This window comes from Synechococcus sp. R55.3, assembly GCF_047461975.1.
Classification (GTDB): domain Bacteria; phylum Cyanobacteriota; class Cyanobacteriia; order Thermostichales; family Thermostichaceae; genus Thermostichus.
Window position 1 is genome coordinate 1 of the sequence record NZ_JANSIG010000106.1, and the last position, 5,636, is coordinate 5,636.

Annotated in this window: 8 protein-coding genes; 2 read left to right on the forward strand and 6 right to left on the reverse strand. The window is 57.6% G+C overall.

Features of this window, described 5'->3' with window-relative positions; all coding sequences use genetic code 11:
- Positions 1-130 precede the first annotated feature (130 nt).
- The 3 genes from NW849_RS12940 to NW849_RS12950 form a co-directional block, all read right to left on the reverse strand.
- Complete coding sequence (locus tag NW849_RS12940) at positions 131-442, reverse strand: hypothetical protein (RefSeq protein ID WP_414331199.1); 312 nt, start codon at positions 440-442, stop codon at positions 131-133.
- Positions 443-595: 153 nt separating this feature from the next.
- Positions 596-883 (reverse strand): hypothetical protein, encoded by a 288-nt coding sequence (locus tag NW849_RS12945; protein WP_011433893.1) that lies wholly within the window; start codon positions 881-883, stop codon positions 596-598.
- 111 nt (positions 884-994) lie between these two features.
- Positions 995-1,315, reverse strand: coding sequence for a hypothetical protein (locus NW849_RS12950; RefSeq protein WP_414358100.1), 321 nt, complete (start codon positions 1,313-1,315; stop codon positions 995-997).
- A gap of 129 nt (positions 1,316-1,444) precedes the next feature.
- On the opposite strand from NW849_RS12950, the gene NW849_RS12955 reads away from it, so the two are divergent.
- Positions 1,445-2,575, forward strand: coding sequence for a geranylgeranyl reductase family protein (locus tag NW849_RS12955; RefSeq protein ID WP_414352097.1), 1,131 nt, complete (start codon positions 1,445-1,447; stop codon positions 2,573-2,575).
- Here NW849_RS12955 and NW849_RS12960 read toward each other — a convergent pair.
- The 3 genes from NW849_RS12960 to NW849_RS12970 form a co-directional block, all read right to left on the reverse strand.
- Positions 2,572-2,973, reverse strand: a complete 402-nt coding sequence (locus tag NW849_RS12960) for an ATP-binding protein (protein WP_414352096.1) — start codon at positions 2,971-2,973, stop codon at positions 2,572-2,574. The genes NW849_RS12955 and NW849_RS12960 overlap by 4 nt on opposite strands.
- Before the next feature lie 205 nt (positions 2,974-3,178).
- Positions 3,179-4,006: an OmpA family protein gene (locus tag NW849_RS12965; RefSeq protein WP_414358103.1), complete on the reverse strand. Its 828-nt coding sequence runs from the start codon at positions 4,004-4,006 to the stop codon at positions 3,179-3,181.
- 151 nt (positions 4,007-4,157) lie between these two features.
- Entirely contained in the window at positions 4,158-4,817 is a 660-nt protein-coding gene (locus tag NW849_RS12970; RefSeq protein WP_414358106.1) for an XRE family transcriptional regulator, read from the reverse strand.
- Between the two features lie 403 nt (positions 4,818-5,220).
- On the opposite strand from NW849_RS12970, the gene NW849_RS12975 reads away from it, so the two are divergent.
- Complete coding sequence (locus tag NW849_RS12975; protein ID WP_011433899.1) at positions 5,221-5,469, forward strand: hypothetical protein; 249 nt, start codon at positions 5,221-5,223, stop codon at positions 5,467-5,469.
- The last annotated feature ends 167 nt before the right edge of the window (positions 5,470-5,636 follow it).

Below are 5,636 nucleotides of genomic sequence, written 5' to 3' on the forward strand. Positions count from 1 at the left end.
ACAGTTGAACGTCTGGGCGGGCAACCGCAAGTACGAGCTAAAGGATCTGCAAGAGCCAGAGTTGGAGTGGCTGGCCGTGGAGCTAAGCCGTTGGCTGCAGATCCCAGTTGAACGGCAGAAGGTGTAGTTGTCAATCCAAATAGGCACTCAACTCCTGCTCCAGTGTGGGCAGTTGCACCTCTCCCTGCTCCAGCTCTTCCAAGTCTTCCAGTTGTTTGCGCAGGCGGGCAATCCGCTCTTGCAGGCACTCCTTGATGCCTTTGGCCCCCAAACTGAGACAACTGCGGCAGACTTCCCCGTAGATTTGCCCGCGGTCGTTGTAGACCACCGCCAGCAACACTTGGTGCCCTTTTTTCTGGATGGGGTTGGCCCATCCCCCACAGATAATGCAGGGCACTCGGCCATTGCCCCCGTAAATGCTGCGTTCCCAGACGATTCTCACGCTCAGCCTCAATGCAACTTGTTGCCCACCAGCATAAAAACCCAGGGGGATCCCTTGCCACCCCAAGATCCTTAAGATCCTCAATGGATCGCCGGCTCCCTTTTTTCTTCCTGAGAGAGGTTGGGGGTGAGAGCTAAAAAGGGATCCCAGTGGCTAGGTGCTGGGCCGGGCAGATTGAGAGCGGTCGATGGTGCGATAGGTAAGGCTGGCAGCCACCTCTAGAGCTTTGGCGGCGTCGCGGAAATAAAACCCCAACTCCTCATCCTTCTCCGTGCGGTTGGGCTTATTGAACTTGGCCTTGAACTGCACGTTGCAATACATGGCCAACCCCACCAGAACCTCTGACAGTCCGTGCTGGTTGATCAGCCGCTCCACGTCCGTAAGCAGGCTTTTGATCAAGGCATCGGCTACTGGTTCTGGCAAACTGTCCAGGTCGTGCATGGGGGCTCCTCAACCAACGAGAGCAAACAAGCCAACGGGTCTGGGATCCCGAAGGCAACCTCTCCTGATTTTCCTGCATCTTTTCCAGAATGCCCAATGCCCTTGCCAACGCTACCACCACTGCCGCAGCCAGCCCCACAGGCCCGGATACCGAATGGAGCGCTCCCGGGCCGCTTGTTCCAGATGATGGGCGTGGTCTTGGCTGCCGGGATCCCGCAGACGATTTAGGCGAATCAAATAGGCGTAGCGGCGGATTTGTTCTCGCAACTGCTCTGGGGGAAGGGCAAAGCACGCTGGGCAAAGGGGGCCGAGATCCAACCCCTTATCGTTGAATAGGTGACGAACTCGCTTCCCGCCCGCAAAACGCTTTCCGCAGGCGGCACAGTAGCAAGTTGAGGGCTGGCTGGCAAGCCGCTGCCATCGAATTCGCATCGTCTTCTGTCTAGCCGGCTGCTGTGAAGGGATCCCTTGTAACCGTCATTCGTAGACCCAATATAATTCTTTTGGGCAGTTCTTCTGGTAACCAGAACCCCGGTCAAGGGGGCTTGCAGATCGAAAACCATGCCGCAACTTTACGACTGTGTCATCGTCGGGGCTGGCCCCGCCGGCGGATCTGCTGCCTACCATCTGGCCAAGCGGGGACGCTCAGTGCTGGTTCTGGAAAAGGATCCCTTGCCCCGCTACAAACCCTGTGGGGGGGGAGTTTCTCCTATGGTGGCGGCTTGGTTTGACTTCGACTTTGGCCCCGCCATTTCCCTCAAGATCCGGCAAATCCGCTACACCTGGCGTGGTGGCGATCCGGTGGTGGTCGATTTGGATTTAAAAGAGCCCGTTTGGATGGTGCGGCGGGATATTTTCGACCACTACTTGATTCAGCAGGCGCAAAAGCAAGGGGCTGCGCTCCAGGCAGAATGCCCCGTCTCCGGCCTTGAGTGGCAAAGTGACCACTGGCAGGTGATGACATCCGCCGGCCCAGTCTGGGGTCGGTACGTGATTGGGGCCGATGGGGCAAAAGGCTCGATGGCCAAGTGGCTGGGCTTTCAGGAACGCCGTCGTCGCCTGGCTGCCGCCTTGGAAGCAGAAGTGCCCCTCTCGCAGCCGCAAACTGCAGCCGCCCATTTTGACTTCGGTGCCGTGAGCAATGGCTACATCTGGAACTTCCCCAAGGCCGATGGCTACTCAATTGGAGCGGGCACCTTTCGGGGTGGAGAAAAACAAAACCTGCGGGAAATTGCCGCCCAATATGCCCAAAGCTTTGGTGTGGACTTGAAATCGGTCAAGCCATTTGGCCATCCCATCTGCCTCTGGGACGAAGATCAACCGCTACACACCCAAAATGCCCTCTTGGTGGGAGATGCCGCCTGCGTCATCGATCCGTTTACCGCCGAAGGGATCCGCCCTTCCCTTCTCACCGGCATGTTGGCGGCCCAGGCCATCGATCAAGCCCTGGGTGGGGATACAGAAGCTCTGGAGAACTACTCCGCCCGCGTCCAGCAGGAATGGGGCTCCGAGATGCGTTGGGCCAAGCGGATTGCGGCGTTGTTCTATCGCTTTCCGGGCGTGGGCTATAGGGTGGGCGTTAAGCGACCGGGAGCCACTCGGCGCATGGGCCAGATCCTGGCCGGTGAACTGCGCTACAGCGATGTAGCCAGCTCGGCCATTCGCAAGTTAAGCGGCGGCTTGCTCGCCTAGGCCCGGCACCGACAGACTCGAACAGGATCGTCGAAGCGCTTGCCGATCACCAGGCAGTTGCGACCATCCGCTTGGCGGCTGTAGCTGAGGTGAGTAGAGAGAGCTTTCATCAGCAAAATACCCCGTCCCCCCTCGGACTCAAGATTGGCGTTGGGCGATGTGGGATCCGACAAGTTCCGAGCAAATCCCTCCAGATCAAACTCCTGCCCCTGATCCCAGATGCGCAACTCCAGCCCTTGCGGCATCAGCAGCAGCTCAATGTCGATGGGCGTACTTTCCGGCAGAGCGCGGTGGGCGTGGCGAACGGCGTTGGTAAACCCCTCTACCAAAGCCAACTGACATTCCGCCCAAATGGGATCCGGGATGCCCGCATTTCGGAAAGACTCAAACCAGGTCAAAACCTGGTCAAGCGCGTCCAGGGTTGTGTCAACCCTCAGCGCAAACGTTTGCCTCTTGTCCAGAGGGATCCCTGCTGCGTTCAAAACCGAACCCCAACGATGAGGATTGAACTCAAGCCCATCAATCCTGGCCGGATTGACCCTACCAGATTCTAGACCAGAGCCCTGCTAGAACGTGTCATCCCCCACTTTGGGGGGGGTGCAGCTAGGGAGCGATGACCAAATCCACACGGCGGTTCCGCTGCCGTCCGGCTTCTGTGTCGTTATCGGCAACGGGCAAGGTGGGACCAAAGCCAGAGGTTGTCCAACTGATGGGATGGCCTTCCGGCAACAGTTTTATCAAATAGTCCTTAACCGCATTGGCGCGGCGCAGGGAAAGAGCCAAGTTGTAGTTTAAGGGCCCGATGTTATCGGTGTGGCCATTCACTTGAACGCGGGCGCCGGGCATAGCTTCCAAGGACTTGGCCACCTGGGCCAACAGCGAGGCTGCTTCAGGTCGAATCTCGGCTTTGTCAAAATCGAACAGCAAATCGCCCGGCAGGCTGATGGTTTGGGTTCCCACCTGAAAGGAGGTTGGCGTTGTGGTCGGAGCCGGGGTGGGCGCAGAGGCGCTTTCTGCCCCTGGAGCGATCTCAGCAGCAGTGGAAGATTCCCTGATAGGCTCAGGGCCTGTTTGAGAACGCAGCCGTTGCAGCCGCGACTCCAATTCCTCAATTCTGATCAAGAGCTGGATCACCTGCTGGCGGATCTCCCGAATCTCTGCCTCCAGATCCGTGGGGCTCTCATGATTTTCCTCTGGATCTGCATCTGCTGTTGGGCTGGCCACCGGAGGATTGGCCTGGGGCGGGGCCAAGGTGGGCAGGATCGGTGGTGTGGGAGAAGCGGGTTGAGTGGGAGAGATGTTGGTCTCCGGCTGGGGCTGAGGTTGGGCCTGCTGGGGAAGCACCATCCCGACCCAGATTCCGCTGCTGACCAAGAGGATCCCGCTTAGGGAATGGAGAGCGACTGTTAGGAGCTGGGACGAACGAGCCATTGCAGGCAAACCTCCGGCTGGATGGGCGCAGGCAAGGAGCAGGAACTCCTCTCAACTCAACCCTCAAGACCCATCCTAACCGGCGACCCGATCTCGCCAAGGGGATTCTCGGTCGGTCCAACTGCCACTTCCCGCCATCTGCTGCCAGAGGCTAATTAAAACTGATGCGACCTCGATAACGCCCTATGAGGGTTAGGCCGTTGATGGGATCCGCCAAATCCGCCACAAAGGGGGGAAAGCGGGGGTTGTCGCTGATCACCTTCACCTGGGATCCGGGCAGGCGCTGCAGTCGTTTGACCAACAGATCCCCATCCATCTGAAAGACGTAAATGCCTTCACAGCCCAGGTCTCCACCCTCTTGCCGCTCCACAAAGATCCAGTCGCCATCCTCCAACGTGGGAGACATGCTATCCCCCTGCACCCGAATCAGACTTAGATCGGCAGGGTTTCCCTTCAAGTGCGTCCGCAGCCAGTTTCGCTCAAAAGCAATCACCGATTCGATCGATTCTTCCCGCACCAACACCCCCGCTCCGGCAGAGGCGGCTACATCGACAAAAGGCACATACACATACTCTGCTTTCGCGTCGGGATGCAACTGCGGGGATCCCTCCCCTGTAATCAGCCAATTGAGGTTGACCTGGCCCACTTGGGCAATTTTCACGGCCTTGTCAATGCTGGGCACGGATCCCTTCAGGTAGCTGCGCAAGGCCGTATCGCTAATTCCGGCCCGTCGCCCAAACGCATAGACGGCTTCATCGCCAATCACCCATCGCAAGCGGTCTGCAAAAGAAGAGCCAGAGGAGATGGACATCGGCTTAACGCTACATATTGTGTATAAGCAGATTTTTACCACTATATCTTGACAAGTCAACAACCGGTGCAGCCATTTGGGGAGAATCTTCAACCTGAGCTGACCAAGCGGCAGAAGGGAAATCTCACTTATTGTTAGCAGGCTGGCTGGGGAATCCTACTGGCGCTACCGTGGTTTTGGGTTGTGTTCACAGCGGGTCAGCAGCGGGCCGGCACAGCTTACTCTACCCAAAAAGGTGCACGTGGGATCTTCACCAAGTGCTGGGGTAAGCTACCCTGTCTGTTGAACTTATTCCGGCAGTCTGTCTGGGTGAAAGATGCTGAGATATCGGCATTAGCGGCCCAAAAGGTTCGGTTCCCAGATTGCCTCTGGGTCTACTTCAAGCTGTTCTGCCTCAATCCCTATGGTTTCCTCTGACCTCAAGCGCTGGCTGGATAACTTCCTGATTGCCGTTGTCTTTCTGGTGTTCGCCGGGTTTGTCTGGTTTGTCTTTTCCGTAACCGGGGCTTTTCTTGGGATCCCACTGGGCTACAAACTTTGGATGCGGCTCTGGCTGCCTTTGTTTCAGCCGGCTTTGGGGATCCTGATGGCCGGGGCGGTGGTGAGCGGAGTGTGGGGCTGGCTGGAAAAACGCCGCTCCCAACAATCATGATCATCAATAGAACTGAAGATCCGGTGGCGCAGGGGAGCCACAGACTGGCTCTATACTGGAAACGTATCTAAATGTTGAGCAACTGAGGCAGTCTGGCGTCGTGTTTGTTCTGTCCGGCTACGAGTATTTGCTGGTTTTCCTGATCCTCTGCTCTCTGCTGCCGGTTT

What these genes read in the sequence shown, in the direction of transcription:
- NW849_RS12955 (WP_414352097.1), top strand. Translation starts at nt 1,445, where the DNA reads ATGCCGCAACTTTACGACTGTGTCATCGTCGGGGCTGGCCCCGCCGGC.
- NW849_RS12975 (WP_011433899.1), top strand. Translation starts at nt 5,221, where the DNA reads ATGGTTTCCTCTGACCTCAAGCGCTGGCTGGATAACTTCCTGATTGCC.
- NW849_RS12945 (WP_011433893.1), bottom strand. Translation starts at nt 883, where the DNA reads ATGCACGACCTGGACAGTTTGCCAGAACCAGTAGCCGATGCCTTGATC.
- NW849_RS12950 (WP_414358100.1), bottom strand. Translation starts at nt 1,315, where the DNA reads ATGCGAATTCGATGGCAGCGGCTTGCCAGCCAGCCCTCAACTTGCTAC.
- NW849_RS12970 (WP_414358106.1), bottom strand. Translation starts at nt 4,817, where the DNA reads ATGTCCATCTCCTCTGGCTCTTCTTTTGCAGACCGCTTGCGATGGGTG.
- NW849_RS12965 (WP_414358103.1), bottom strand. Translation starts at nt 4,006, where the DNA reads ATGGCTCGTTCGTCCCAGCTCCTAACAGTCGCTCTCCATTCCCTAAGC.